General features: G+C 59.4%; 1 pseudogene. It reads left to right on the forward strand.

Going from position 1 to position 244, the window contains the following annotated elements:
- A pseudogene (locus SB765_RS32880) lies at window positions 1-244 on the forward strand (histidinol phosphatase); the annotation flags it as partial.

Raw genomic sequence — 244 nt, forward strand, 5'->3', positions numbered from 1 at the left:
CATCAACTGGGGATCCTCTAAGGCGTGAAGGCGCTTCCCGTGGCCACCTTGATTGCATGCCATGATCTTAATAAGGCACTGACCTGTGATCGCCTGGCCGTGCTGGATCACGGCCGATTGGTGGCGCTCGGCAAACCACTGCAAGTGCTGACGCCGCAACGGTTACAGGAGACCTTTGGGGTGCAGGCGCATTACCTGACAGACCCGTTCGATGGCGCGCAGATACTGCGGTTGCGCCCCAGTT

The sequence above is a fragment of the Pseudomonas sp. SIMBA_067 genome (assembly GCF_046534675.1).
Lineage (GTDB): Bacteria > Pseudomonadota > Gammaproteobacteria > Pseudomonadales > Pseudomonadaceae > Aquipseudomonas > Aquipseudomonas putida.